Raw genomic sequence first — 26,903 nt, forward strand, 5'->3', positions numbered from 1 at the left:
AAAGCGGAAGCCTGTTGGGCTGTGCACGGGATGGCAACAGAATGACCGACTTGCCGGAAACTGTTTTGCGTTTTACGAAGATCTCATGACCAAAAGCGAAAAGCCGACCATCTTTCGATCCGAACGCGAAACACTCAAGGTGACGTTCCTTGTGTTCTCGGGCTCCTCGATCATGTGCGTCGCCTCGGCGGTCGACCCGTTGCGCGCCGCAAACCGCATCTCGGGCGAGACGCTGTTCGATTTCAAGCTGGTCTCGGTCACCGGCGAGGCGCCGGTCACCACTTGCGGCCTCCCGGTGGCCGTCAGCGGCCGCTTCGATGCCGCCGAGCCGACCGACATGCTGGTCGTCGTCGCCGGCTTCGGCACGCAGAACTATGCCACCTCGGCGCTGCTTGCCGGCCTGCGGCGCGCCGCGCGCGCGGCTCGCGCCTGCGGCGGCGTCGAGGCCGGCACCTGGCTGGTGGCGCGCGCCGGCCTGCTCGAAGGCCGCAGCGCCACCACCCATTGGGAGGATATGGAGGATTTCTCCGCCGCGTTCCCAGGCGTCGACGTGCGGCCGGACCGCTATGTCATCGACGGGCCGGTGTTCACATCCGGCGGCGCCTCGCCGACCTTCGACCTGATGCTGCACCTCGTCCGCACAAGGCTCGGCATGGCCGCGGCGCTCGATGTCGCAAGCGTCTTCATCTATGATCAGGCGCGCGCCGCGACCGACGCGCAGCCGCTGGTCTCGCTCGGCCGGCTCGATGGCTACGACCCCAGGCTTGCCCAGGCGATCCGGCTGATGGAAGCGCATGTCGACCAGCCGCTCACCATCGACGCCGTGGCCAAACGCGCCGGCGTCACGGCAAGGACGCTGGAAAGCATTTTTCGCAAGTCGATCGGCGAGACGCCCGGCGCCTATTATCTGAGGCTGCGCCTCAGCGCCGCCCGCCGCCTCGTGGTCGACACGCGCATCGCCATGGCGGATATTGCCGGGCGGACCGGCTTCTCGTCCGCCGCCGCATTTTCCAGGGCATTTTCAAGAGCGTTCGGCGAGGCGCCGGTACGGCTTCGCCGAGGGTAGGGCTAAGGCGGCGGCTTGCCGCTGGCTTAAGCGGCGGTCTGCCGCTCAGGCGGCGCTCTTGCGCTCGCCGGCGCTGTCCATCTGCGAGCGCATCTGCTGCGCCAGACGGATTTCAAAGCGGTTGCTGACGGCGCGATCCCATTCGGTTTTCACGTCGTCGGTCGGCCGCGGCAATGCCATCAGCCGGTCGATGATCGATCCGGTCTCGCCGGACGAGAGCAGGGCGTCGATTTCGCGTTCGTGCTGCATATCGGTTCGCCTCCTTCTTCTTCACCCGCCACAGGAGCCACGTTTATACGAGATCCGTGACGGCTGTTTGAAGGCAAGAACGAGGTGATTGAGGGGCAGCGCGGGGCAAAGTTTTGTCGCTTGATTCCGCCCTCGCGAACGCAATTTTCAGGCCTGCCCCGCGTCCCGATCGCTCGGGCGCGAGGCAGCCTGCCGTTCTTTAGACATACCTGTTGACGATGTTCTCCAGCAGTTCCTGCCGGCCGGAGCGCGGCTGCGGCTCGATCTTCTTCTTCACCACTCGCTCGGCGATTTCCTCCAGCGTGCGCTTGCCCGAAAGCATGGCCTTGCCTTCGGCGGTGTTCCAGCCGGCATAGCGTTCGGCGAGCGGACCGGACAGCGCCTTGTCCTCGATCATCTTCGCCGCCGCCTTCAGGCCGCGCGCGCAGGCATCCATGCCGCCGATATGGCCGATCAGGAGGTCGTCCGGGTCGAGCGACTGTCGCCGGAGCTTGGCGTCGAAATTGGTGCCGCCGGTCTTGAAGCCGCCGCCCTGCAGCACCTGGTAATAGGCCAGGGCCATTTCCGGCACATTGTTGGGGAACTGGTCGGTGTCCCAGCCCGACTGATAGTCGTTGCGGTTCATGTCGATAGAGCCGAAGACGCCAAGCGCATTGGCCAGCGCCAGCTCGTGTTCGAAGGAATGGCCGGCCAGGATCGCATGGCCCTGCTCGATGTTGAGTTTGACCTCCTTCTCCAGCCCGAAGCGCTTGAGGAAGCCGTACACCGTGGCGACGTCGTAGTCGTACTGGTGTTTTGTGGGCTCCTGCGGCTTCGGCTCGATCAGGATCGTGCCCTTGAAGCCGATTTTGTGCTTGTAATCGACGACGAGGTTGAGGAAACGCCCGGCCTGTTCCTGCTCGCGGGCAAGGTCGGTGTTGAGCAGCGTCTCATAGCCCTCGCGCCCGCCCCACAGCACGTAGTTCTCGCCCTTCAGCTTCTTGGTGACGTCGATGCATTTCTTCACCGTCGCCGCAGCATAGGCGAACACATCCGGATCGGGGTTGGTGGCCGCGCCCGACATGAAGCGGCGGTGCGAGAACAGGTTCGCCGTGCCCCAGAGCAGCTTGACGCCGGTCTTTTTCATCTTGTCGGCGAAATAGTCGGTGATCTCGTCGAGGCGCGCCGCGCTCTCGGAGAAATCCTTGCCTTCCGGGCGCACATCGGCGTCGTGGAAGCAGAAATAGGGCGCGCCGAGCAGCGAGAACATCTCGAAGGCGACGTCGGCCTTGAGCCTGGCCAGCTCCATCGTGTCGATGCCGCCCGGCTTGGCGAACCAGGGGCGGTCGAAGGTCTGGCCGCCGAACGGGTCGCCGCCAGGCCAGGCAAAGGAATGCCAGTAGGCGACGGCGAAGCGCAGATGGTCTTCCAGCCGCTTGCCGGCCACCACCTCGTCCGGGTTGTAGAAACGATAGGCCAGCGGATTGGTCGAATCCGGTCCCTCATATTTGATCTTCTTGATGTCGCCGAAAAATCCGCTGCTCATGGTTTCCTTCCTCTCCGGGTGCATTCGCCCGATTACCTCAGGCGTAATTGGTTTCGGTCCTTTGCGGGGCCAAAAAGGTCATGTCGAAACGATCCAACGAAGGAGCATGACCATGACCGACCTCAACACGATCGCCCGCAACTACATCGCCGCCTGGAACGAGGCAGATGCCACCCGCCGCAAGGCGCTGCTCGAGGCGGCCTTCACCAGCGATGTCAGCTATCGCGACCCGGTCATGCAGGGCGACAGCCATGACGGCATCGCGGCATTGATCGAAAGCGTGCAGCAACGCTTCGCCGGCTTCCGTTTTTCGCTGAAGGGCGAGCCGGACGGTTTCGCCGACAAGATACGCTTCTCGTGGAACCTTGGACCCGAAGGTGTCGAGTCGGTCATCGAAGGCACCGATATCGGCGTCATCGAGAACGGCCGCCTGAAGAGCGTGACCGGGTTCTTGGACAAGGTGCCGGCGCAGTGAGGCTAGCTGGGGAGGTGGGGTGCGAGGCCCCCCCCTCTGGCCTGCCGGCTCCGGCCCTTCGCTATCGCTCCGGGCGTTCGTCGTTCGGAAAGCCAAGCAATTGGCTTTCCGCCCGCTGCGCGGACCACTCCTCACCCCCCTCAAGGGGGGAGATCGGCTGTCACGCGGACCTTCGCCAACCACCAACGCCGAAAGAAAGGAGCCAGCGCCCAAGCTGCCAATCTCCCCCCTTGAGGGGGAGATGCCCGGCAGGGCAGAGAGGGGGGCCTCGCGCCTGCTCACGCAGTTACAGCCCTTATCGCCGGATAAAGTTCGCGATAGCGCTGATAAGCGTCTGCGAAGGCGCCGCCCAAGCCGATATCCGGCTCGATCGTCGCATCTGTCGCCGGCGCAGCGCACACTGCCAGCGGATCGGCGCCCGTTGCGGCAATCAACCCTAGCCGCGCCGCACCAAACGCCGCGCCGAAATCGCCGTCGGCCGGAATATCGACCGGCACCTGCAGCGCGGTGGCGATCGCCTTCAGCCAGTAGCGCGAGCGCGAGCCGCCGCCGATCGCGGTCACCCGGTTGAGCGTCGTGCCCGCCGTCTTCAGCGCTTCGAGACTGTCGCGGAAGGCAAAGGCGACGCCTTCCAGCACCGCCTGCGTCAGCACGGCCCGGCTCGATTGATGCGCAAGCCCCGTGAAAGAGCCGCGAATGGCGGAATCATTATGCGGCGTGCGCTCGCCGGAGAGGTAAGGCAGGAAGGTGACGCCCGTCGGCGCCTTGAGCGTGTCGCCAAGCTCGCCGGTCAAGTCGCCGGCGCTTTTTCCCGTGATCTCCGACAGCCAGTTGAGCGAATCGGTGGCCGACAGGATGACGCCCATCTGATGCCATGTGTTGGGCAGCGCGTGGCAGAAGGTGTGCACCGCGCTTTCCGGATTGGGCAGGTAGGAGGCGTTGGCCGCGAACAGCACGCCCGACGTGCCGAGCGACACGAAGGCATGCCCGGCGCCGACCGTGCCCATGCCGCAGGCGGAGGCCGCATTGTCGCCGGCGCCGCCGGCAACCGGGATGCCCGACGCGATGCCCCATTTGGACGCGAGCTCGCCGCGCAAGCCGCCGGCCTTGGCCGTGCCCTCGACCAGCGACGGCATATGCTTCTCGTCGAGCGATGTCGCCGCCAGCAACTCGGGCGCCCAGCGACGCTCGCCGACATCGAGCCATGAGGTGCCGGCCGAATCCGACATTTCCGAGATGTGTTCGCCGGTCAGCCAGAGCCGCAGATAGTCCTTGGGCAAAAGCACCTTGGCGACCTTGGCGAAGATTGCCGGCTCGTTGGTCTTCACCCAGGCAAGCTTGGGCGCGGTGAAGCCGGGGAAGACGATGTTGCCGGTGAGCTTGCGGAAGCGCGGATCGGCATCGAGCGCCGCGGCCTCGACATGGCTGCGCGTGTCGTTCCACAGGATGCAGGGGCGCAGCACCTTGTCCGATTGATCCAGCAGGGTGGCGCCATGCATCTGGCCGGAAAGGCCGATTCCCTTGACCGCCGCCAGCTCTTTCGGATGCGAAGCCTTGAGTTCGGCAATCGCCGTCTCGCTGGCCTCGATCCAATGCGCCGGATCCTGCTCCGACCAGCCGGGATGCGGCCGCGAGACGTCGAGCGAGCCATGGCCGGCGCCGATGACTTTCTGACCGTCATCGATCAGCAGCGCCTTGACGCCCGAAGTGCCCAGGTCGAGGCCGAGATACATGATTTCCTCCCACTGCCATTAATTTTTTCGGATCTCGAAAAAATCTGGCTTGGCCAGTTCTTAGGACAAGATCCGCTGCGGGTCAATTCTCAGACAAATCGGAAGCACGCCGCAAGAACAGCGCCGACAGCGGGCTGTCGGGCCGGGCCAACTGCCGTTCGGCGGTCAATGCCCGCGCGAGTGCCGTATCGCCGGCGCGCAATGCAGCCTCGATCAAGGTCAGGTCGATGACGTCGCGCTGCGCATGGCTGCCGCCGAAGCGGTGCGCGATCGAGCGGATCGGCCGGATCAGACGCACGGCCTCATCGTAGCGGCCCTCGCCGAAGGCCTTGATGGCTAAGGTCAGCGGGTGGCCGACATCGCGCGTGAAGGCGGCATTGTCGTCGCTGCCGCGCATCGCTTCGCGCTGCGCCTCGAGCAGCGTCTTCGCCGGCGCTTCCAGCCCGGCGCCGACAAAAGCCATCATCGCATGCGCGTCGTTGAAGGCGTAATTGCCGGCGGCGGCTTTCGGGACCCAGTTGGCGGCAAGCGTCGCCCAGCGGTCGCCGACATCGACGCCGCCGAGATGGAGACGCCACAGGATGGCCGACGCATCGACCATGTTGAGCGCCAATGTCGAGCGCGCACCGTAGATCGGTCCATCATAGAGCCTGAGCACCTCGTCGGTTTCGCCGAGATCGTAGTGGAACAGCGCAAGGTGCCACCAATTGTGGACCTGGAGAAAACTCTCCTTCGACCAGGCCTCCGGGTTGGCGCGCATCCAGGCGATGCCATCCCTTTGCCGGCTCTGCATCTCCATGACATGCGCTACCGCGTGCTGCGCCCAGCCGTCGCGCCGTTCGATCTCGATGGCCTGCCGGCCGAAGGATTCGGCGCGGGCGTAGTCGCCCATTTCCTCCAGCCCGAAGGCCTGCATGCCGAGAATGGCGTGGTAGCCCGGCATGTCTTTCCGCCAGGCCGGCAGCGCCCGGCCGATTCGGTCGCGCAGCATGCGCGCATTGCCGGTGAAGAAATCGATCTGGTGCCCGACCTGCAGCGCCAGCGCATCGCGTGGGTTATCGATCGCGATGTCCTCCAGGATACGACCGGCTTCATGCCAGCGCCCGTCGGCGAGATGCCCAAGCGCGGCGACATGCGCAGCTTCGCGCGCGGTGGCGGCAAGGGACAGCGCCGCCTGATGGCTTGACCTAGCGACCGCCGTCGCGTCCCGCTCTGTGGCCAGGCCGAACAGATAGCCTTTGAACACATGTGCCATGACGAAGGTCGGGTCGTCGGTAATGGCGCGGTCGATGGAACCGACCGGATCGCCGATGAAGCATTGCAGCTCATGCACGGCGCGGGCGTAGGATGAAAACCCGGCTTCGGTCGCGCCCGAGTAAGTCAGGCCGAATGCGTCCTTCAGCGCCATTCTGTGTCCTTCGACGATCGCGAATTTGCTGTTTGGAACCCGATCCTAAAGCATCGGCGAGGAGCGTGCCAACGGCCGCCTCGATCAAGCAATACTCTGGTCTATTCGCCTGGGATCGCAGTTCATCAACCATTGGGCGCAGAATAGGCTTTGAAAATTGAGACGAATTATGTCTTCATTGCGGCAGGGATGGGGCGGCTCAAATCGCGAATTGCGAGGACGCGATGCGGCGCTTTGGTAATTCTCTTCCGAGACTGTTCTCGGAGGGAAAAGTCATATCAGCAAATGCTGATAGACTGATGAAAGGCCCAGTACATCCTTGGATGCTTGGCCTTCTGGCATCAACAGCACTTACATTGCTGCCGGGCTCCCAGGCTTTTGCCGCATGTGTGCTCAGCCCACCCGCTGGCAATACAGCCTATGTCTGCGACAGCGGCGATTCCGGCGGCAGCCTGACCGACACCAGCGGCGACAACACGCTCACCTTCCCTTCCGGCGGCACCGGCCAGATCAGCGGCAATGTCAGCTTCGGCGCCGGATCCGACCGCATCGACATGCAATCCGGCGCCATCACCGGCACGGTCGACCAGGGCGACGGCACCGACTTCTTCACCATTGGCGCAGGCACCGTTGCCGGCAACGTCCAGCAGGGCGCGGGTATCGACGATTTCAACATGAGCGGCGGCCAGATCGGCTCGCTCAACCAGGGCGATGGGCTCGACACCTTCACCATGAGCGGCGGCCGCATCGTCGATTTCTTCGACGATGGCGACCATGCTGTGATGACCGGCGGCCGCATCGGCCGCGTCAACATGAAGCTCGACCAGAACTACTTCAACATGTCGGGCGGTGTCATCGACCGCAACCTCGTCACCGGCTTCGACAAGGATACCATCATCCTTTCCGGCGGCACGATCGGCGGCAACATCAGCGTCAGCGGCGGCAACGACAGCGTGACCATCACCGGCGGCACGGTCGGCGGCGACGTGCTGATGAGCTTTGGCGCCGACAGTTTCGTCTGGGACGGCGGCGGCATCATCTATGGCAGCGTCGATCTCGGCGCCGACAATGATACCGCCCAGCTCAGCAACCTCACGAAGGCCAATCTCGGCGGCGCCGACGCCGTGAATGGCGGTCTCGGCACCGACACGCTCACCTTCGACAACGTCAAGCTGGATGGCATCGCCAGGGTCCAGAACTGGGAAACCATCAACGCCACCAACGACACGCAATTGACATTGGACGGCAACCTCGTGCTGGGCGACTCAGGCACGGGCACCGGCACGCTCAACGTCGACCAGGCAAGCACGCTCTATGGCGGCGGCTTCAATGCCTCGATCCAGGCCTTTACGTCAGGGCAACTGGCCGAGGTCTTCAATGCCGGCCGCATCGACCTGACCAACGGCAGCACCGGCGCCACCGACCGGCTGACGATCAACGGCAACTATACCGGGCTCGGCGGCCTGCTGCTGATCCAGACCGAGCTTGGCGACGATTCCTCCGCCTCTGACCGGCTCGTGCTGTCCGGCGGCACGGCTTCCGGCTCGACCGGCATCGCGGTGGTCAATGTCGGCGGCGCCGGCGCCGAGACCACGGCGGACGGCATCATGGTCGTGCAGGCCGTCAACGGCGCCACGTCGGGCGCCAACGCGTTCGCGCTTGACGCGCCGGTCGCGGCCGGCGCCTTCGAATATTACCTGTTCAAGGGCGGCGTCAGCGCCGACAGCGAGGAGAACTGGTACCTGCGTTCATCGCTGATCACGCCGACATCGCCGGCCGCGGCTCCGTCCGAGCCTACGCCCGCGCTCGAGCCAGAGCCGCCGGAGACCGAGCCGCCGCCGCCGCCGTCGGAGCTGCCGCCGGTGCCGGTGCCAACCGAGGGCGATGCCAACAATCCGCCGGTCGACCCGACGCCGCCGGTTCAGGCGAGCGATCCTGAGCCGGAAGCGCCGCCGGCTCCGCCGGAGGCGCCACCGGCCGATCCGCCGCCGCCTCCGCCCCCGGTGCCGACCGCCGTGCCCGATCTGCCGACGCCGGCAGCGGGTCAGGAAATCCTGCTCTACCGCATCGAGGTGCCGGTCTATTCGGCCGTGCCGCCGGTCGCGCAGCATCTGACGATGGCGACGCTCGGCACCTTCCACGAACGCCGTGGCGAGCAGAGCCTGTTGTCGTCGGACACCGATCTGCAGCCCGTCTGGGGCCGCATCTTTGGCCAGGACGCCAAGCTAGGCTGGTCGGGAACGGTCTCGCCCTCCTTCGACGGCACTTTGTTCGGGCTTCAGGCCGGCTTCGACCTTATTGGCCGGGAAACCGCCTCAGGCTCGGTCGACCGCGCCGGCCTGTTCCTTGCCTATGGCAGCATGAACGGCGACCTGCGCGGCCAGGCCCTAGGTCAGGATGATCTTGCGGTCGGCAACCTCGACGTCAGCGGCACCAGCGTCGGTGGCTACTGGACACGTATCGGCAAGGCCGGCTGGTACCTGGACGGCGTGCTGATGGCGACCTTCTTCGGCGGCTCGGCCTCCTCGTCGCGCGACATCGGCATCGATGTCGGCGGAACCGGCGTCACCGCATCGCTCGAGGGCGGCTATCCGGTCGCGCTCGGACAAGGCTGGACGCTGGAGCCGCAGGCGCAACTGGTCTGGCAGCATCTGTCGCTCGACGACGCCAGGGACCGGTTCTCCTCGGTCTCGTTCGATACCGACGATGACGTCACCGGCAGGATCGGGCTGAGGCTGCAGGGTGAGACGGTCCTCGAAGGGATGCCGCTGCAGCCCTATCTCAAGGCCAATCTCTGGCACCATTTCGGCGGCACCGACCGCGTCGATTTCGAGGGCACCGACATCTCGACCGAGAGCCGGTCCACCTCCTTCGAATTCGGCGGCGGCGTCGTCGCCAAGGTGACCGACAAGGTCAGCGTCTTCGCCTCCGCCGACTACACCACCAATCTCGGCGGCGACAAGCGCCGCGTGCTGGAAGGCAATTTGGGCGTAAGTGTTAAATGGTGAGGCCAACAGGCCTTACCATTTGCCCGGCTGACCTCAGCTCCCCGAGCGCATTGCCACCGTGGCGATGCCGGCGCCGACCAGCAGCGTGCCGCCGGTGCGGTTGAAGATGCGGATGGCTTTCGGGTTGCGCACGATGGCGCGGGCCCTCGATGCGACCAGCGCGTAGCCGAAAGCATTGGCGAAGGCCAAGGTCAGGAACGTCGTCTCGAAGATTAGCATCTGCGTCCAGAAGTCGGCGTGCCGGTCGAGGAACTGCGGCAGGAAGGCGACGAAGAAGGTGATGCTCTTCGGGTTCAGCGCCGTGACCAGCCAGGCATGCGCCATCATCCTTGCCGCCGAAACCACGTCGGTGCGCGGCTCAGCCTTGAGCGCGCCGCCGGCGCGGAACAATTTTATGCCGAGATAGATGAGGTAGCCGGCGCCGATCACCTTCAAGATGGTGAACACGGTGGCCGAAGCCGCGAGCAGCGCGCCGATGCCGAGCATCGACAGCGTCATGGCGGTGAAGTCGCCAAGCGCCACGCCCACCGCCATCGGCAGCGCGGTGCGCCAGCCCTGGCCCAGCGCATAAGAGACGACCAAAAGGATCGTCGGGCCTGGAATGACGAGAAGGATGGAAGAGGCGGCGGCGAAGGCAGCCCAGTTTTCGAAGGACATTTCCCCACTCCTTGAGCGCAAAGACAGGATAAATCCTGGGGTAGGCGAGAATGTAAAGGGGCTGCCGGAAAAATCTTCGGCGCCTGACCGGCGGGCCGATGAACCGCTGCAACCAGCCGTTAGGATTAAGCCGGACTCCCGCGCTTTCACCCTTTTTCAACCATGACTGACGAAAATGCGATTATCCGGCCGGACCGTGCTTCCCGCCGGCAGCGTAGGGTTTGGTGTATGCGCGAGTTGCCGCAAAGTCTGACGCCGCCTTCCAACGGCGCAATCGATACCGAAATTCAGCTTTCCCGCCGCGCCTTGCTTTCCGGCGCCGGCGCCATGGCGCTGCTGGGCCTCGCCGGCTGCAGCACAACCGACACGCTCGACCTGCCGCAAATGCAGCTCGACAACACCGTCACCGGTTCCGTGCCGCCGATGCGCCCGGCGATCAGCGTCGACAAGAACGTCACCGGCCCGGACGTCATGTACGCCTCGCTCACCGACGGCGGCTTCGAGGTGCCTGCGGTGCCGTGGCAGAAGGTCAAGCCGCAGTTCCGCCGCCAGATCGTCGTCGACAAGACCGGCGAGGCGCCCGGCACCATCGTCGTGCATCTCGAGGAGCGCATGCTCTATCTTATCCAGCCGGGCGGCGATGCCATCCGTTACGGCGTCGGCATCGGCAAGGACGGCTTCCGCTGGTCGGGCCGCGCCAACATCCAGTATGGCCGCGAATGGCCGGTCTGGACGCCGCCGCCGGAAATGATCCAGCGCAAGCCGGAACTGGTGAAATGGCAGGGCGGCCAGCCCGGAGGCCTCACCAATCCGCTCGGCGCCCGCGCCCTCTACATCTACCAGAACGGCAAGGACACCGGCTACCGCATCCACGGCTCGCCCGAATGGTGGAGCATCGGCCAGGCCATGTCCTCGGGCTGCGTGCGCCTGATCAACCAGGACATCATCGACCTCTACAGCCGCGTCTCCAAGAAGAACCCGGTCGTCGTGGTCTGATCGGGTTCCACTCTTCCGTTGCGCGATGCGGCAAGACAGGCGAAGGTGCCCTGAAAACTTCGGGAGAGAACGAGCATGGCTGGAACCTTCGTTATCGCGCAGGGCGGCGGCCCGACCGCCGTCATCAACCAGACGGTCGTCGGCGCCACGCTGGAAATCCGCAAGCGTCATCCGGGCGCCAGGGTGCTTGGCTCGATCCATGGCGTGCGCGGCATTCGCGATGGCAACTATGTCGATCTCTCCGCCATCCCAGAGGACCGGCTGCGGCTGATCGCCGGCACGCCGAGCGCGGCCCTCGGCTCGACCCGCGACAAGCCCGACGCCGCCTATTGCGAGGTCATCCTCAACGGACTGAAAAAGGCCGGCGCCGACGCCTTCATCTATATCGGCGGCAACGACACCTCGGGCACGCAGCAGATCCTGACCGACGCCGCCGGCGGCTCGATCGCCTTCGTGCATGCGCCCAAGACCATCGACAACGATCTCGAAGAGAACGACCATACGCCGGGCTTCATCTCGGCGGCCGAGTTCGTCGCCGGCGCCTTTCTCTCCGTCGACCTCGATTTCCGCGCCTTGCCCGGCATCTATGTCGGCATCGTCATGGGTCGCCACGCCGGCTTCCTCACCGCCGCCGCGGCCGCCTGGCAGCTCGATCCCGACAGCGGCCCGCATCTGGTTTACGTGCCGGAGCGCGCCTTCTCGGCAAAGCGCTTCATCGATGAAGTGCGCGAGAAGCTCGACCGCCACAAGCGCTGCATCGTCGCCGTCTCAGAAGGCGTCAGCACCGCAGACGGCAAGGCGCTGGTCGAAAGCCTGGTGCCGCCGGAGAAGCTTGAGCGCGACCAGCACGGCAATGTCAAGCTGTCGGGCAGCGACCTGCCGGCGGCGCTCGAACGAGCCCTGGCCGAAGGCCTGCCCGGCAAGCGAGCGCGGGTCGATGCGCTGGGCTACATGCCGCGCGGCTATGTCGGCGCCATCAGCGCCGTCGACGCCCAGGAGGCCTTCGACGCCGGCGCCTTCGCGGTCGCCGTCGCTGGGGAAGGCGGCGGTTCGGTGGCGATCCAATATGACGGGTCGAAGACCGTGCTGAAGAAAGTGCCGCTGAAGGCGGTGGCCGGCAAGACCCGCCACATGCCCGACGATTTCATGCAGCCGGACGCCAACCAGCTTTCGGAAGCCGGCATGGCCTATCTGAAGCGGCTGGTGCCGGAAAAGTACAAGGTCGGGAAGCCGTTCGTCTGATGGGCGGTCCGATGCCCGAGCTTGAGGTCGGCGACTGGTTCGGAAAGGCGAAAGTCGATGCCGGCACGACGTTGCTGACCGAGCCCTTCGTGCATGATTTCGTGCGCGCCAACATCTGGCATTTGAAGGGCCGCGACGCGGACCTTCTGGTCGACACCGGCATGGGCATCCGTCCGCTGGCGCCCGAGATCGACACGCCGGCCGGCAAGCCGCTCATCGTCGTCGCCACCCACATCCATCTCGACCATGTCGGCGCGCTGCACGAATTTCCGCTGCGCATGGGGCCGAAGATGAGCGCGGCGCGTTTCGACGGCATGGATGATGCCGTCACCTACGCCTACATGTTCCACAATCTCGATGGCGCCGTCACAAAGCTGCCGGCGCCGGACTGGAAGGCGGCCGATTATCGCATTCCTTCCGCGCCGCTGATGCGTGCGCTCGACGAGGGCGACGTCGTCGATCTCGGCGACCGGAAATTCCGTGTGCTGCACCTGCCCGGGCATTCGCCGGACTCCATCGCGCTCTTCGACGAGGCCGATGGCCTCTTCTTTGCCGGCGACGCCATTTACGACGGCATGCTGATCGACGATCTGCCGGATTCCGACCGCACCGCCTATTGTCGCACCATGCAACGCCTGCTCGATCTGCCGATCCGCATCGGCCATGGCGGCCATGGCCCAAGTTTCGACCGCGCCAGGATGCGGGAAATTGCCTCCTCTTATCTTCGCAGGCGAGAGCGGTTCGTAAGCGGCCTCTGAATTAAATCTTTGTAAGGTCACCTCAAAACCCTAATTCGGGCCATTCGGCGACCTAGATGCTTGTCTGTCGAGACGGCCGGCTGCATGCACGGCGAGACAGGCAGATCCGGTCATCGGCACGTTGACGGACGCTTCGTGGGAGCGCCCGCGACGCCGGATCAACTCTCGCCCGGACAGAACGACCATGTCACCATCAAGCATACTTCGCAGACATCGCGTCGCCGCCCTGCTGGGCGCCGCGCTGATCATTTCGCCCGTCGTCGTTTCCTTCGCCCAGAGCAATTCCGGCCTGAGCACCGTGGCCGCGACGACCCAGACCCCGGTCGCCGGCATCACCGCCCCGAACGGCTCCTTCGCCCCGGTCATCGCCGTCACCAAGCCGGCGGTCGTCACCATCACATCGATCATGAAGGCGCAGCCACAGGCGGGGGATGACGGTTCGCCCCTCGGCGGCAATGTCCCCTTCGACCAATTCTTCCAACAGTTCTTCGGCGACCAGGGCATGCCGATGCCGCGGACGCCGCCGCAGCAGCAGGGGCAGCGCGCCGAGGCGCTCGGCTCCGGCTTCATCGTCGGCGCGGATGGCACCATCGTGACCAACAATCACGTCATCGATGGCGCGAGTTCCATCAAGGTGACGCTCGATGACGGGACCGAGCTTCCCGCCAAGCTCGTCGGCCATGACGCCAAGAACGATCTCGCGGTGCTCAAGATCAAGGCCGATAAGCCGCTGCCGACCGTCAAATGGGGCGATTCCAGCAAGCTGATGACCGGCGACCAGGTGTTGGCAATCGGCAATCCGTTCGGCATCGGCACCACCGTCACCGCCGGCATCGTCTCGGCGCGCGGCCGCGACCTGCACAGCGGGCCGTTCGACGATTTCATCCAGATCGACGCGCCGATCAACCACGGCAATTCCGGCGGCCCGCTGGTCGACGTCAACGGCAATGTCATCGGCATCAACACCGCCATCTATTCGCCCAATGGCGGCAGCGTCGGCGTCGGCTTCGCGATCCCGTCGGACCAGGCGCAGAAGGTCGTCGCCAAGCTGATGAAGGGCGGCGACATCGAATATGGCTATCTCGGCGTGCAGATCCAGCCGGTCACGCCGGACGTCGCCAGCGCCATCGGTCTCGACCATCCAGGCGGCGCGCTGGTTTCGCAGGTCACCGACGGGTCGCCGGCGGCCAAGGCCGGCATTGAAACCGGCGATGTCATCACCGGCTTCGGCGGCCAGGAGATCAAGGATCCCAAGGATCTGTCGCGCGCCGTTGCCGACGTGTCGCCTGGCGCCAAGGAGACCGTCAGCATCTGGCGCAAGGGCAAGGCGATGCAGATCTCGGCCGATGTCGGCCGCAACGCCGAAGATCAGAAGACGGCGTCGAACGGCAATGAAGGCCGCGGCCCGTCGGCTGAACAGGGTTTGCGTGTTCCATCGCTCGGCCTCGGCCTGACCGACCTCACGCCCGATATCCGGGATCAGCTCAACCTTGCTGGCAACCAGCGCGGCGCGGTGGTCGAGCGGGTCAATCCGGACAAGGCGGCTTCGGCCGCCGGCATCCAGCCCGGCGACGTCATCGTCGGCGTCGACCAGACGCCGGTGAAGACGGCGAGGCAGGCCAATCAGGCGATCGCCGAGGCGGCCAGGTCGGGCAAGAAGTCGGTGCTGTTGCTGGTGGATCGCGGTGACGCGCAGATCTTCGTCGCCGTGCCCTTCGCCGCCGGCTGAGAAAATCTCCGACGGAGCCTGCCGGCCTTGCCGGTGGGCTCCACCTCAAGATTTCTATTGCCCCGGAAGGCGTCTTCGAGAACACTCCCCGCATCGTTCCCCCGGTGCAGGAAGGCGTCTCCATGGTCACGCGCGGTTTCTTTTCCGGACGGCGTCCTCCTTCCGACACCGACGCGCGCATTCCGCCGGGCCAGTATCTGGAGCAGGGTTTTCCCGTGCTGTCGGCCGGGCCGACGCCGCGCGTGCGCACCGAGGATTGGTCTTTCACCCTCAAGCAGGGGCCAAAGCCGATCAAGAAATGGAACTGGGCCGAGTTCAACGCCTTGCCGCAAAGCAAGATGACGCGCGATATCCATTGCGTGACGGCCTGGACAAAATTCAACACGCCCTGGCAAGGCGTGATGATCGACGACATCCTCGCCGACGCCGGCATCGAGCCGCCGACCGCCTACACGCTGGCTCTGTCCTTTGACGGCTATTCCACCAATGTGCCGACCAAGGACCTCGTCACCGGCAAGGCGATGGTGGCGCTGCTCTATGAGGGCAAGCCGATCACGCCGGATCATGGCGGGCCGGCGCGGCTTTTGGTGCCGCATCTCTATTTCTGGAAATCGGCCAAATGGGTGAACGGGCTGCAGTTCACCGAGCGCGACGAACCGGGCTTCTGGGAGCTGCGCGGCTATCACATGTATGGCGACCCCTGGCGCGAGCAGCGCTATTCCAGCGACCCGTGAGGGGCGATGCGTGAGCAGCAATCGATGAGCGCCGAGCCGTCGCCGCAATCGCCCTGGCAGGCAGCCACCATAACCCGCATCGAAAAGCGCACGCCGCGCGTCGCCAGCTTCTGGTTCCAGCCTTCGCGGCCTTTCGCCCATCTGGCGGGCCAGCATGTCGACATCAGGCTGACGGCGCCGGACGGCTATCAGGCGCGCCGTTCCTATTCCATCGCTTCGGCGCCGGAAGCGGGCGGCGGCGTCGAGCTGGCGATCGAGCGGCTCGACGACGGCGAGGTCTCGCCCTTCTTCCACGACGTTGCCGCCGTCGGCGACGAGATCGAGCTGCGCGGGCCGCTGGGCGGCCACTTCATCTGGCAGGAGAGCGACGGCGGGCCGATCCTTCTGGTCGGAGGCGGCTCGGGCGTCGTGCCGCTGATGGCGATGGTGCGCCATCGCACGCTGCGCAACACGGCGGTGCCCCTCGTGCTGGTGTTCTCGGCGCGGATCTGGGACGAGGTGATTTTTCGCGATGAGCTGATCGGCCTCGACGACCGTCGCGACGGGTTCGATCTGGTGCTGACGCTGACCCGCGAGCCGGCGAGGCGGCCCTCCGACTATTCCCGGCGCATCGACGCCCGCATGATGGCGCAGGCCATCGAGCGCCTGCCCAAGGCGCCGAAGCTCGCCTATGTCTGCGGCTCGAATGCGTTCGTCTCGGCCGCCGCCGACGCCTTGATCGGCGCCGGTGTTCCGGCGGGGATCATCCGCACCGAGCGCTACGGGGTTTAGAAGCATGATCTCGACGAGGATGATCCCGCAAAGTCCTCGTCTCGACCGACAAGCCTTCAGGCCTCGATGTCCAGTGCCGACAACGGCCTCGAACAGCAGGCCAGGATATAGCCGTCATCGATCTCGTGATCGAGAATGCCGCCATTGTGGCTCATCGAAACCTCGCCCGAGACCTTCTTCACCTTGCAGGTTCCGCAGAGACCGAACTCGCAGGCCGCCGGGATCCTGACGCCCGAAGCGCGCGCCGTCTGCAGCACGGTCTGTCCGGCGACGCATTCCGCATCGACGTTTGAAAGCGAAAAGCGGACCGGTGTCACCGCCTCGGCGGGCGGCTTGGCGTCGTCGCCGGCCGGCATCGCGAACGGCGCCGGGACTTCTTCCACGGCCGGCGCGGCGAAGCTCTCCTGATGGTAGCGGTTCATGTCGAAGCCGGCGGCCTCCAGCATCTGCCGCACGGCGCGCATGAAAGGGTCGGGTCCGCAGCAGAAGATCTCCCGCTCGCGGAAATCGGGTGCCAGAAGCGGCAGCCGGATCGCGTCGATGCGGCCCATATGGCCGAACCAGCCCTCGCGGCTTGACCGCTCCTCGATCATGAAGCCGAGCGACAGGCCGGGCATGCGGCTGCCGAGCAGTTCGAGCTCCTTGCGGAAGATGATCTCTTCCGGCCGCCGCGCGCAATTGACGAAGCCGACATCGGTCCAGGGCGCGCAGTCGTTCAGCCAGCGCAGCATCGACATCATCGGCGTGACGCCGGATCCGGCCGAAATGAACAGATATTTGGCCGCCGGATGGCTGTGCAGCGAGAAATCGCCGGCCGGGCCGTAGGCCTTCACATGGACGCCGGGCTTCAGATTGTCGAACATCCAGCGCGTGCCGACGCTGCCGGTTTGCGCTTTCACCGTCACCGCGATCGAGAACGGCCGCGACGGCGAGGACGACAGGGTGTAGGTGCGCATTAGCGGCCCGTCGGCGGACGGCAATTCCAGCGTCACGAACTGCCCGGGCTTGTAGCGGAACCAGGTCTGATTGTCGGAGCGGAAGGTGAACGTCTTCACCTGCGGCGCCTCGTCGCTGACGCCGATCACTTCCAGCACCTGCAGCCTGTCGTTCCAGGGCGCCATCTCGTCGAGATGGCGGTAGAGGCCGAGATCCGTCATCGCGTTCATCTCCTTAGCCTTTTTGTTTTGCGCATGTCGTACTCCCAAAACCGCTGAACACTTTCGGGCGACATACGCTAGGCGACGCTGCGCAGCGCCGGGCGACCGCCTTCGGCAAGGCGCGGACCGATGAAGGAGGCGTACCACTCGACGAACTGGATGACACCGCCCTCATGCAGCTCGGAATAGGGGCCGGGCTCGTAAGCCGGCGACAGTATGCCGAGCGCGTTTTCCTCGACGATGCGGCGGTCCTGATCGTTGGTCTCGGTCCAGACATGGGTGAGTTCCGCCAGATCGTAGTCAACGCCTTCCACCGCGTCCTTTTGGACCAGCCATTTCGTCGTCACCGCGGTCTCGGTGGCGCTGATCGGCAGCACACGGAAGGTGACGGCGTGATCGATGAGGATGTGGTTCCACGTGGTCGGATAATGGTAGTGCATCAACGTGCCGATACGGTCGGCGGCGACGCTGGCGGACAGGTTTTTCGTCACGGCGCGCTTGCCGCTCATCGTGTAGCTGACCGCGTCGCGCAGCAGCGGCGCGCGCGTCGCGCGGTATTGCCCGGCCGGATCGATCCGGAACCGGCTCGGCAAACCCGCCGCCTCGCATTTCGCCCAGTGGGCGAGCATTTCCGGGTCGCTGTCGGCGCCTTGCACGCCTGTCACCGTCGGCGCTTCCGGGAAAGTCTTGCACAGTTCCGGATGGTTGCCGGCGCAATGATAGCACTCGCGGTTGTTTTCCCAGACGAGCTTCCAGTTGCCTTTTTCGACGATCGTCGATTCGAACGCGACCTTCGCCTCGCTCAACCGGTGCGGCAGGAGATAGGGCTCGATCATGGCGCGCATCGGCGCGAAGTCGGCCGGCTCCTTTGCCAGGCAGATGAATATGTAGCCGCCGACGCTCTCGCAGGCCACGGGCTTCAGTCCGAACTGGCTCTTGTCGAAGCCGTCCGCCATCTGGCGCGCGAACAGCAGCCGCCCGTCGAGCTCGTAAGTCCACTGATGGTAGGGACAGACCAGCTTGGCGGCGATGCCCTTGTCGGTGTTGCACACGCGGCTGCCGCGATGCCGGCAGGAGTTGTGGAAAGCGTTGATCCTTCCCTTCTGGTCGCGGACCAGCACCACCGGATAATCGCCGATCTGAACGGTGATGTAGCTGCCTGGTTTCGGCAGCTCGCAATCATGGCCGATGAACAACCAGTCACGATACCAGATCAGCTCCATGTCGAGCTTGAAATAGTCGGGATCGATGTAGAAGGGCTGCTCGAGCGAGTAGCCCGGCTTGCGGCTCTGCAGGAGCCTCAGCATGTCGTTGCGCGCATCCATGTCCTGTCCTCGCATCAAGGACTGAACTGGTGGTGATGGAGAAGAACGACCGCCACCGGCAGGGCCGGGCACGCGCCGTCCGCCTCTTGACCGCCCACCGCGATCAGTCGAGTTCAAAATGTCTCTGGCTGGTTTCCGGGCTTTGGAGTTGCCCTCGCGGGCGGTCACAACACCTTCCCAGGCCCATGGCCCAGTGGTCTCCCGTTGCGACCTCACTCCACCACCGTTGCGGGGGCAGCGCCGGATTTCGACCGGCTTCCCAATTCTCCGCCTCGTCGCGACGAAGCGGCACCTGAGATGGCCTGATCTAACCACGACGGCCGGTTTCCCGTCGGCATGAAAACGACATCGCATCCATGCGGCGCGACAATGGGCGAATTCACGTTGCCGATTCTCGTCCTTCTCGCCATGCCACCGGCTTCCAGGGGTGCTCCCGGACGAGGTTCGGGAGGGTCGTTGATGGTTAACAGTATCAAAAAGTGACTATTAGCAGATTCTAAAATCGAACCGAACGGTTCGTTTCTGTTGACGGTGCGTGCAGAACGCTGTGAACGTTGGCGTTCCGACACACTTGGTGAGCCAGCAGCATAAATCGCATAACGAATTGATTACATTAAATAAAAATATGGTTCTAGGCATGCTTATGAAAACTTCAAGAGCCGGATTCATGGTCCAGACGAAAAAACTTCGTGATTGGAATCCCGCAGTCGGCTCACCCAAATGAGCGCTGTCCGAACGACGCGATTTCATTCCCAAGACACGCCGCTAGACGGACTGAATAAAAATACTGGAGTAGCAAAAATGAAAAAGATTGTTCTCACTGCCGCCGCCCTTCTGGCAATTTCCGGCAGCGCCTTTGCCGGTAGCGACAATTACAACGCGCAGGCTGCCAACCCGCCGGCCGCCACGGTCGACTCTTCTTACACAGCCTCGGTCCGCAAATCCGAACCGGCTGAACAGAAGCCTGTCACCACGGGCGCCGACCGCAACCTTTTCGGTAACAACTAACAACCGACTTCGAACGGCGACGGGTTTGCCCGTCGCCTCGGTCGGATCAGGAAATTCAGGAGTACTGAGATGAAAAAGATCATTCTTGCCACTGCGGCTCTCATGGCCGTTTCCTCGGCTGCTTTTGCGGGCAGCGACAATTACGGCAACAGCGGCGTCAACCAGCCGGCTCCCGCCGTGGATACCACCCGCACCTCGTCGATCGGCAACGACTCGCCGGTCTACAAGCTGCTGAATTCGTCGCGCGACGGGCAGAAGTCGGCTCCGCAGGGCGCCGACCGCGACCACTTCGGCAATCGTTAACAGCCGACCGTGATTTGAAAACAGGAGCGGCGGGCCAAGGCCCGCCGCTTTTTCTTTGCCGCAGCGGCTCTGCGCTCAGGCCGCTTTCGCTTCCTCGCGATGCAGCGTGAAGGAATGGCCGTCGGCGTCGAAAATATGCAGATCGCCGGCGCTGGCGTTGAGCCGCAGCGTTTCGCCGCGCTTGACCTCGACATTGCCCGGCAGCTTGGCGACCAGCGGCAGGTCTGCGCGGCCAATATCGATATAGACGAGCTGAACCTCGCCGAGCTGCTCGATATAGTCGACCTTGCCCTCGAAGAGGTAATCGGAACCGGTGGCGATCGCGAGATCCTCCGGCCGCACGCCGAAGCTGACCGCCGCGCCATTCGCCGAGGCGGGCGTGGCGATCGGCACCGTCGCCTTGCGGTCGCCGACATGGCTGACCACGGTCGGATTGCCGGCCTTCTCGATTTTTGCCGGCAATATGTTCATCGCCGGCGAGCCGATAAACTGGGCGACGAACAAATTGCCTGGCCGTTTGTAGAGTTCCATCGGCGTGCCGACCTGCTCGACGACGCCGTCCTTCAGCACCACGATGCGGTCCGCCAGCGTCATCGCCTCGACCTGATCGTGCGTTACATAGATCATGGTGGTGTTCGGCATCGACTCCTTGAGCTTGGCGATCTCGATGCGGGTGGCAACGCGAAGCGCGGCGTCGAGGTTCGACAGCGGCTCGTCGAACAGGAACACTTTCGGGTTGCGCACGATAGCGCGGCCGATGGCGACGCGCTGGCGCTGGCCGCCCGACATCGCCTTGGGCAGGCGGTCGAGATATTTGGTGAGCTGCAGGATTTCCGCCGCCTGCCGCACCCGCTTGTCGATCTCGGCCTTGCTTTCCTTGCCGATCTTCATCGAGAAGGCCATGTTGTCGTAGACCGTCATATGCGGATAGAGCGCATAGGACTGGAACACCATGGCGATGCCGCGCTTCGACGGCGGCACGTCGTTCACCACCTCGCCATCGATCTTCAGCTCGCCCGAGGTGATCTCCTCGAGGCCGGCGATCGACCGCAGCAAGGTGGACTTGCCGCATCCCGACGGTCCGACGAAGACGATGAACTCGCCCGATTTGATGTCTAGGTCGATGCCGTGGAGAATGTTGAGGTTGCCGTATGATTTCCTCACCTGGTTGAGCGTGACATCGGCCATGGTTCTCTCCTTCCGTTGATCTTTGTCTGCAAGTTCAGTCGATGCGCCCGAACCAGGCGCCGTATCCGCCGAGGCGGACCGGCCCGCTGCCACTCTGTCCCGAAAAGCCATGTCCGGGCAAGGGCTGCAGCGCGCCTTGGCCGAGATCGATCTCGGCGGGCTTGCCGCCGAGATTGAAGGCGCAGACGATCCGCTCATTGCCCTCGCGCCGCGTGAAGGCCACGTTGTCGCCATCGCTTTCGATGAAGTCGATATCGCCCTTGCCCAGCGCCGGATGCTGGCGACGGAAGGCGAGGAAGCGGCGGTAATGCTCGAGCAGCGAGCTTGCGTCGCCCTGCTGCACGTTGACGGCCTGCGACAGGTGTCTGCCCGGCACCGGCAGCCAGGGCTTGGCGGTCGAGAACCCGCCATTCTTGGCGGCGGCATCCCACACCATCGGCGTGCGGCAGCCGTCGCGGCCCTTGAACTCCGGCCAGAAGCGGATGCCGTAGGGGTCCTGCAGGTCCTCGAACTTGAGCTCGGCCTCGCCGAGGCCGAGCTCCTCGCCCTGATAGATGCAGACCGAGCCGCGCAGCGACATCAGAAGCGCCGAGATCACCTTCAGATAGGCGGTCGGGTCCGCCTCGTTGGCGGCCCAGCGCGAGGCGACCCGCATCACGTCATGGTTGGAGAAGGCCCAGCACGACCAGCCGTCGCTGGCGACTTGGCCGAAGGCTTCCAGCACCGCGCGCACTTTCGCCGCGCTGATCTTCTCCGGCGCCAGGAAGTCGAAGGAATAGCACATATGCACGCGCTTGCCGTCGGCGGTGTAGGCGGCGACCACTTCGAGGCCGCGCTGGGAGTCGCCGACCTCGCCGACGGCGGCCTGTGCCGGATATTCGTCCAGAAGCGCTCGAAAACGCTCGAGGAAGCCGAGATTCTCCGGCCGGCTCTTGTCGTAGATATGGTCCTGGTAGTTGTAGGGATTGACCGCGGGTGCGGTCTGGTCGTTGCGCTGTTCCGGCGGCAGCGGCGGGTTGTCCTCCAGCCCCTGGCTGTGGAAATAGAAATTGATCGTGTCCAGCCGGAAGCCGTCGACCCCGCGCTCCAGCCAGAAGCGGGTGATGTCGAGCAGCGCGTCCTGGACTTCCCGGTTGTGGAAGTTGAGGTCGGGCTGCTCGGCCAGGAAATTGTGCATATAATATTGCTGGCGGCTGGTATCCCACTGCCAGGCAGAACCGCCGAAGATCGACAGCCAGTTGTTGGGCGGCGTGCCGTCCGGCTTGGCGTCGGCCCACACATACCAGTCAGCCTTTGGATTGCTGCGGCTGGAGCGGCTTTCCTTGAACCACGGGTGGATGTCGGCGGTGTGCGACAGCACCTCGTCGATCATCACCTTGAGGCCCAGGCGGTGCGCCTCCGCCACCAGCGCGTCGAAATCGGCGAGCGTGCCGAACATCGGGTCGACATCGCAGTAATCCGAGACGTCATAGCCGAAATCCTTCATCGGCGATTTGAAGAAGGGCGAGATCCAGATGGCGTCGACGCCGAGCGAAGCGATGTAGGGCAGACGCTGAACGATGCCCTTCAGGTCGCCGATGCCGTCGTCGTTGGAGTCCTGGTAGGAGCGCGGATAGATCTGGTAGATCACCGCGCCCCGCCACCAGTCGCGGTCGATCGCAGGGTCTGGTCTCGAAGTCGCCTTCAAAGCCGATTGCATGTCTTCAACCTCCTTTCACCGAGCCGGCAAGCAGCCCGCGGACGAAATAGCGCTGCAGCGAGAAGAACACGATCAGCGGCACGATGATGGTGATGAATGCCGATGTCGTGAGGATTTCCCAATTGCCGCCGCGTGAGCCGAGCAGCGCGTTGAGCTTGGCCGTCAGCACGATCTGATCGGGCGCCGTGCCGAGGAAAACCATCGCCACCAGCAGATCGTTCCATACCCATAGGAACTGGAAGATGGCGAAGGAGGCAAGCACCGGGAACGACAGCGGCAGCACGATCTTGACGAAGATCTCGAAATCGCTGGCGCCGTCGATGCGCGCCGACTCCATGATCTCCCGCGGCAGGCCGGCGATGTAGCTCCTCAGCAGATAGATGGCGAAAGGCAGGCCGAAGCCGGTATGCGCCAGCCAGATGCCGAGATAGGTCTTCGACGGCACGCCGAAGAAGGTGCCGACGCCATTATAGAGCTTGAGCAGCGGGATGAGCGACATCTGCAGCGGCACGACCAGCAGGCCGATGATGACGGCGATCAGCAGCGCCCGGCCGGGAAAGCGCATCCAGGCAAGCGCATAGGCCGCGAAGGCCGCGATCAGGATGGGGATGATCGTCGCCGGAATGGTCACCGTCAGTGAGTTCATGAAGGAGCGGCCGATGCCTTCGGAAAACAGCACCGCATCGTAGTTCGCGGTGGTGAATTTCGGCGGCGCCGAGGAGGCGAAATAAACGCGCTGACCGCGGTCGCCTTCGAATGCCTTCGGCGAGGCGAGTACGAAGCTGCCATCCGCATTCACCTGCAAGGTGACGCCATCGCCGAGATCGGCCGCCGTGCCGGCCTTGTATTGCGTCGGCGCCGCCGCCTTGACGCCAAAGGCGCTGATGTCGCGCTTGGCGCCGTCGCCGAAGACGTTGCCTTCGATGACATATTTGCCGTCCTTCTGCGTCTGCGCCGAGGCGGCCGGCAGCCGCCCGGCCTCGGTCTGGCTGGAGCTGGCGAAGGAATTCCACCAGCCCGAGGCGATGATCTGGTCCTTGTCGCGCAGCGACGAGACGAGAATGCCGAGCGTGGGGATGGTCCAGATGACGACGAAGACCAGCACGGCGATATGAACGCCGAAGCGGCTGACGAAGGACTTTCCGGTGGACGCGGCCATCTCAATGCCCTCCCGTCTCTTTGTTGGCCTGCCGGATGTTCCAGACCATGATCGGAATGACCGCGATCATGATGATGATGGCGATGGTCGCGCCGCGGCCGAAATCGCCGCCGCCGCGGAACATCCAGTCGAACATCAGATTGGCCAGCACCTGGCTGTTCCATTGGCCGTTGGTCATGGTCAGCACGATGTCGAACACTTTCAGCACCAGGATGGTGATGGTGGTCCACACCACCGCGATCGTGCCCCAGATCTGCGGCACCATGATTTTCCAGAAGATCTGGAACGGGTTGGCGCCGTCGATGACCGCAGCCTCGAGCGTCTCTTCAGGGATGCCGCGCAGCGCCGACGACAGGATGACCATCGCAAAACCTGTCTGGATCCAGATCAGGATCACCATGAGGAAGAAATTGTTCCAGAACGGCAGCGATATCCACACCTGCGGCTGGCCGCCGAAATACTGGATGATGGCGTTGAGCAGGCCGATCTGCACCTGGCCCTCGCCGCGATACTCGTAGATGAACTTCCAGATCACGCTGGCGCCGACGAAGGAGATGGCCAGCGGCAGGAAGATCAGGCTCTTGGCGATCGTGCCCCACCAGATCTTGTCGGTGAGCACGGCGATGATCAGCCCGAGGAAGGTGCAGGCCGCCGGCACCACCGCCAGCCAGAGGATGTTGTTGAGGATCGAGTTGCGGAAATCGTGATCGCCGAACGCCCATTCGTAATTGGCGAGGCCGACGAAGTTTTCGCCGCCGCGATCGAGGAAGGAGAGCCGCAGCGTCTCGATCACCGGGTAGATCAGATAGATGGTGAGGATGACCATCGCCGGGCCGACGAACAGCCAGGGCCGCACCAGTCCCTGCCGGCGCAGATTGTCGACGGCTGCCGTGCCTGAGACGCCGCGCGACGGGAAAACGAGATCGAGCAGTTTGTTGGCGCCCCAGAAATAGGCGACACAGCCGCCGACGCCGATGATGATGACGAATATGGCCGAGAAAATCTGAGCCGCCATGGGTCCCTCTCCCTGCGCATGACCGGCCAGCCGGGGCTGGCGGTCGGATGCACCGACTTTCGGTTATTCGGAACGATCGAAACGCGAAGGCTTCCGGCGTAGACCGCCGGTCGGATCCGGGCCGTAGCCCGGATCCAGGTGGAGGATGAGGAAAATATCAGGCCGCGCGCGGCGGCCCGTTTGCCGGATGGCTACTTGATGGCATCCCAGCTTTTCTGGATGTCGGCGGCGACGTCCTGCGCGGACTTGCCGCCGACCAGGTCGATCATGCCGGTCCAGAACGAGCCCGCGCCGACCTTGCCGGGCATCAGGTCGGAGCCGTCGAACCGCACCGTGGTGGCTCCAACGAGGATCTCGCCCTGCTTCTTCAGCGCGTCGCTGCCATAGGCGTCCTTGTTGGCGGCCTTGAACGGGGTGACGAAGCTCTTCTGCGCCATCCACAATTCATGCGCGAGCGGCATCTGCAGGAACTTGATGAACTCGCGCGAGGCCTTGGAGTCCTTGGTGATCATCACCAGCGTTCCGGCCACTTCCAGCGGCGTGCCCAGCTCCGGCTTGGAGGCGTAGGGCGGATATGGGAAGAAGTCCGCATCCTGGCCGAGCTTCACGTTCTCCGGGAAGAAGGAAGGAATGAACGACGCCTGATGGTGCATGTAGCATTTGGGCGGCACGGTGAAGAGGCCCTTCGGACTGTCGCGGAAGTCGGTCGCCGCGACCGCCTTGGCGCCGCCGTCCACCATCTTGTCGTCGGTGGCGATCTTGCCGAAGATGTCGATGGCGTTGACCACGGCCGGGTCGGTGAACGGGATCTCGTTCTTTGTCCACTTGTCATAGACTTCCGGCGGCTGCGTGCGCAGCATGATGTCTTCGACCCAGTCGGTCGCCGGCCAACCGGTGGCGCCGCCGGATCCGAGCCCGATGCACCAGGGCTTGCCGCCATCGGCGACGATCTTCTTCTCGAGATCGGCCAGTTCTTCCTGGGTCTTCGGCACCTTGTAGCCGGCCTCGTCGAAATTGTCGGGCGAGTACCAGACCAGACCCTTCACGTCGATCTTGTAGGGGAAGGCGTAGAAGCCGGGCTTGCCGTCCTTGCCCGTATAGGTGCCGAGCTTGGCCCAGGAGTCGCCGGCGGCATAATTTTCCTTGATCCAGGCGGCGACGTCATCGCCCAGCGGGGTCAGCACGCCCTTGGAAGCAAGGTCCTGGATCAGGCCAGGCTGCGGCAGGACGGCGATGTTGGGCGGGCTGCCGGCCTGGGTGTCGATGACGATCTGCTGCTCATAATTCTCGGACGAGGAATATTTGACCTCCGCGCCGGTGGCTTCCTGGAAATAATCGAGAACCGAACGCACAAGCGTCTCGTCTTCGCCGCGCCACGGCCCGAAGATCGTCAGCGTCTCGCCCTTGAGGTCGACCTTCTTGAGGTCGTCGTAGTTCGCCCAGTGGAATTTCGAATCCTCGCCCGGCTTGAACTTCAGTTCGGCATGGGCCGGCAGGCCAAGGGTGAGCGCAGCGAACGCGGCACCCAAGAGAAGCATTTTCTTCATCGCAGTCCTCCCAGTGTTGAGACAGTTCGGACGAAACCTCCATTTCGTCCGCCGACGCCCACGGAACTGTGACTCAGCGAGAAGGCAACCGCAACCTTTCGAAGAGTGTTCCAAAGCGCTTTGGCTGACTTGATCTCGCCATTGAATCGTC

At 64.2% G+C, this 26,903-nt stretch carries 23 protein-coding genes and 1 riboswitch; of the genes, 11 read left to right on the top strand and 12 right to left on the bottom strand.

The genetic code is table 11. From position 1 onward, the window contains the following. Positions 1–85 precede the first annotated feature (85 nt). Positions 86–1,066, top strand: coding sequence for a GlxA family transcriptional regulator (locus E5X34_RS20750; protein WP_292516274.1), 981 nt, complete (start codon positions 86–88; stop codon positions 1,064–1,066). Between the two features lie 45 nt (positions 1,067–1,111). Here E5X34_RS20750 and E5X34_RS20755 read toward each other — a convergent pair whose 3' ends face one another. Continuing rightward, positions 1,112–1,315, bottom strand: a complete 204-nt coding sequence (locus E5X34_RS20755) for a hypothetical protein (protein WP_042637374.1) — start codon at positions 1,313–1,315, stop codon at positions 1,112–1,114. A gap of 199 nt (positions 1,316–1,514) precedes the next feature. Next, on the bottom strand, positions 1,515–2,840 hold the full coding sequence (gene xylA / locus E5X34_RS20760; RefSeq protein ID WP_042637401.1) for a xylose isomerase: 1,326 nt from the start codon (positions 2,838–2,840) through the stop codon (positions 1,515–1,517). Positions 2,841–2,952: 112 nt separating this feature from the next. Here xylA and E5X34_RS20765 point away from each other — a divergent pair, with 112 nt between their 5' ends. Beyond that, complete coding sequence (locus E5X34_RS20765) at positions 2,953–3,315, top strand: nuclear transport factor 2 family protein (RefSeq protein ID WP_292568422.1); 363 nt, start codon at positions 2,953–2,955, stop codon at positions 3,313–3,315. 278 nt (positions 3,316–3,593) lie between these two features. Here E5X34_RS20765 and xylB read toward each other — a convergent pair whose 3' ends face one another. Then, entirely contained in the window at positions 3,594–5,048 is a 1,455-nt protein-coding gene (gene xylB, locus E5X34_RS20770; protein WP_292568424.1) for a xylulokinase, read from the bottom strand. Positions 5,049–5,130: 82 nt separating this feature from the next. Continuing rightward, on the bottom strand, positions 5,131–6,456 hold the full coding sequence (locus tag E5X34_RS20775) for a tetratricopeptide repeat protein (protein ID WP_292568426.1): 1,326 nt from the start codon (positions 6,454–6,456) through the stop codon (positions 5,131–5,133). A 299-nt stretch (positions 6,457–6,755) separates the two neighbouring features. On the opposite strand from E5X34_RS20775, the gene E5X34_RS20780 reads away from it, so the two are divergent. Next, positions 6,756–9,464 (top strand): autotransporter outer membrane beta-barrel domain-containing protein, encoded by a 2,709-nt coding sequence (locus tag E5X34_RS20780; protein ID WP_292568428.1) that lies wholly within the window; start codon positions 6,756–6,758, stop codon positions 9,462–9,464. Positions 9,465–9,497: 33 nt separating this feature from the next. Here the strand turns inward: E5X34_RS20780 and E5X34_RS20785 are convergent, their stop codons facing one another. Next, on the bottom strand, positions 9,498–10,121 hold the full coding sequence (locus E5X34_RS20785; RefSeq protein ID WP_292568430.1) for a LysE family translocator: 624 nt from the start codon (positions 10,119–10,121) through the stop codon (positions 9,498–9,500). A gap of 327 nt (positions 10,122–10,448) precedes the next feature. Between E5X34_RS20785 and E5X34_RS20790 the strand changes: the two genes are divergently transcribed. The 6 genes from E5X34_RS20790 to E5X34_RS20815 all read left to right on the top strand — a co-directional run bounded on the left by E5X34_RS20790 (position 10,449) and on the right by E5X34_RS20815 (position 16,351). Then, the gene (locus tag E5X34_RS20790) at positions 10,449–11,117 is read left to right on the top strand and encodes a L,D-transpeptidase (RefSeq protein WP_292568491.1); all 669 of its coding nucleotides are present in this window, start codon (positions 10,449–10,451) and stop codon (positions 11,115–11,117) included. Between the two features lie 75 nt (positions 11,118–11,192). Next, positions 11,193–12,359 carry a diphosphate--fructose-6-phosphate 1-phosphotransferase gene (locus E5X34_RS20795; RefSeq protein ID WP_292568432.1) on the top strand — a complete coding sequence of 389 codons (1,167 nt, stop codon included), beginning with the start codon at positions 11,193–11,195 and terminating at the stop codon, positions 12,357–12,359. Positions 12,360–12,370: 11 nt separating this feature from the next. Then, a complete protein-coding gene (locus tag E5X34_RS20800) occupies positions 12,371–13,117 on the top strand; it encodes an MBL fold metallo-hydrolase (RefSeq protein ID WP_292568434.1) in 747 nt (248 codons plus the stop codon). Between the two features lie 184 nt (positions 13,118–13,301). Next, a complete protein-coding gene (locus E5X34_RS20805) occupies positions 13,302–14,846 on the top strand; it encodes a DegQ family serine endoprotease (RefSeq protein ID WP_292568436.1) in 1,545 nt (514 codons plus the stop codon). A gap of 122 nt (positions 14,847–14,968) precedes the next feature. Beyond that, the gene (locus tag E5X34_RS20810; protein ID WP_042637400.1) at positions 14,969–15,580 is read left to right on the top strand and encodes a sulfite oxidase-like oxidoreductase; all 612 of its coding nucleotides are present in this window, start codon (positions 14,969–14,971) and stop codon (positions 15,578–15,580) included. Between the two features lie 6 nt (positions 15,581–15,586). After that, on the top strand, positions 15,587–16,351 hold the full coding sequence (locus E5X34_RS20815; protein WP_292568438.1) for a ferredoxin reductase: 765 nt from the start codon (positions 15,587–15,589) through the stop codon (positions 16,349–16,351). Between the two features lie 56 nt (positions 16,352–16,407). Here the strand turns inward: E5X34_RS20815 and E5X34_RS20820 are convergent, their stop codons facing one another. Beyond that, on the bottom strand, positions 16,408–17,508 hold the full coding sequence (locus E5X34_RS20820) for a hybrid-cluster NAD(P)-dependent oxidoreductase (RefSeq protein WP_292568440.1): 1,101 nt from the start codon (positions 17,506–17,508) through the stop codon (positions 16,408–16,410). Positions 17,509–17,585: 77 nt separating this feature from the next. Continuing rightward, positions 17,586–18,833 (bottom strand): aromatic ring-hydroxylating dioxygenase subunit alpha, encoded by a 1,248-nt coding sequence (locus tag E5X34_RS20825; protein WP_292568442.1) that lies wholly within the window; start codon positions 18,831–18,833, stop codon positions 17,586–17,588. Between the two features lie 108 nt (positions 18,834–18,941). Continuing rightward, a riboswitch (cobalamin riboswitch) is annotated at positions 18,942–19,144 on the bottom strand. A gap of 490 nt (positions 19,145–19,634) precedes the next feature. Between E5X34_RS20825 and E5X34_RS20830 the strand changes: the two genes are divergently transcribed. Both E5X34_RS20830 and E5X34_RS20835 read left to right on the top strand, forming a co-directional pair. After that, positions 19,635–19,841: a DUF680 domain-containing protein gene (locus tag E5X34_RS20830; RefSeq protein WP_042637362.1), complete on the top strand. Its 207-nt coding sequence runs from the start codon at positions 19,635–19,637 to the stop codon at positions 19,839–19,841. Positions 19,842–19,910: 69 nt separating this feature from the next. Beyond that, positions 19,911–20,144 (top strand): DUF680 domain-containing protein, encoded by a 234-nt coding sequence (locus E5X34_RS20835; protein ID WP_292568444.1) that lies wholly within the window; start codon positions 19,911–19,913, stop codon positions 20,142–20,144. A gap of 75 nt (positions 20,145–20,219) precedes the next feature. On the opposite strand, the gene ugpC is transcribed toward E5X34_RS20835, so the two are convergent. The 5 genes from ugpC to E5X34_RS20860 form a co-directional block, all read right to left on the bottom strand. Then, positions 20,220–21,332: a sn-glycerol-3-phosphate ABC transporter ATP-binding protein UgpC gene (ugpC, locus tag E5X34_RS20840; protein WP_292568446.1), complete on the bottom strand. Its 1,113-nt coding sequence runs from the start codon at positions 21,330–21,332 to the stop codon at positions 20,220–20,222. Between the two features lie 34 nt (positions 21,333–21,366). Further along, positions 21,367–23,031 (bottom strand): alpha-glucosidase, encoded by a 1,665-nt coding sequence (locus E5X34_RS20845; RefSeq protein ID WP_292568448.1) that lies wholly within the window; start codon positions 23,029–23,031, stop codon positions 21,367–21,369. Positions 23,032–23,035: 4 nt separating this feature from the next. Next, on the bottom strand, positions 23,036–24,190 hold the full coding sequence (locus tag E5X34_RS20850) for a carbohydrate ABC transporter permease (RefSeq protein ID WP_127883402.1): 1,155 nt from the start codon (positions 24,188–24,190) through the stop codon (positions 23,036–23,038). A 1-nt stretch (position 24,191) separates the two neighbouring features. Continuing rightward, positions 24,192–25,205 carry a sugar ABC transporter permease gene (locus E5X34_RS20855; protein WP_292568450.1) on the bottom strand — a complete coding sequence of 338 codons (1,014 nt, stop codon included), beginning with the start codon at positions 25,203–25,205 and terminating at the stop codon, positions 24,192–24,194. Between the two features lie 191 nt (positions 25,206–25,396). Then, entirely contained in the window at positions 25,397–26,752 is a 1,356-nt protein-coding gene (locus E5X34_RS20860) for an ABC transporter substrate-binding protein (RefSeq protein ID WP_126063161.1), read from the bottom strand. Positions 26,753–26,903 lie beyond the last annotated feature (151 nt).

It is taken from the genome of Mesorhizobium sp., from assembly GCF_004963255.1.
Classification (GTDB): Bacteria; Pseudomonadota; Alphaproteobacteria; order Rhizobiales; family Rhizobiaceae; genus Mesorhizobium.